This is a genomic window from Muribacter muris (genome assembly GCF_004569585.1).
Classification (GTDB): Bacteria; Pseudomonadota; Gammaproteobacteria; order Enterobacterales; family Pasteurellaceae; genus Muribacter; species Muribacter muris.
The window spans coordinates 1-676 of record NZ_SPPA01000069.1 but is presented as its reverse complement, the minus strand read 5'-3'; the positions used below and the strand labels follow the sequence as shown (position 1 = coordinate 676).

The following is a 676-nucleotide window of genomic DNA, read 5'->3' as shown; positions in this document are numbered from 1 at the left end:
TTCCATGCAAAGCATACCAGGTTATTCCCTGTTTAAATAACAAGGAGTTTATCAAAAGATGCAGTGGATCACTTTTCGATGATCTTACTGCATCAGCCTGGCGCATTTTTGCATGATCATTAACAGTACAATAGTTGGTTTTTGCAAAATTATGCCTAAAATCAACCGTTTGCAGTGGATTGGATATGGGAATTTAAAGAGAGAATGAGCTAAAAGAGGGGAAGTAAAATGCGGTAAATAATCGTGAATACGGTAAAATAGTGATGACTAAACTCAGCTTAAAATAAAGACAAACAATAAAATCAGTAGGGACGCTATACCGGCGTCCTTTTCTCATTCTCTTGCAAACTTTCATTGTTTTATCGAATGGGCATTAACGGACACCGGCGTGGCGTCCCTACCTTTCCTTTCAGCTAAGGAATATAAAGTTCACTTTTGCATTACAAACATAAAAACCCCCAAGCTGTTCAGCTTAGGGGTCTCTACTTTTGTTTTTGCTTTCTTGCTTTAATTAATACCCTGATGGTGCCCTACTCTCACATGGGGAAGCCCCACACTACCATCGGCATCTCTGCGTTTCACTTCTGAGTTCGGAATGGAATCAGGTGGGTCCACAGCATTATGACCATCAGGAAAATCGGTGATGATGTTTGTTGTCTTTTCTCTTTATTTTATG

The 676-nt window shown here is 39.6% G+C and carries 1 rRNA gene; it reads right to left on the bottom strand.

Going from position 1 to position 676, the window contains the following annotated elements:
• Nucleotides 1–517 precede the first annotated feature (517 nt).
• A 5S ribosomal RNA gene (rrf, locus tag E4T80_RS12625) occupies nucleotides 518–633 on the bottom strand.
• Nucleotides 634–676 lie beyond the last annotated feature (43 nt).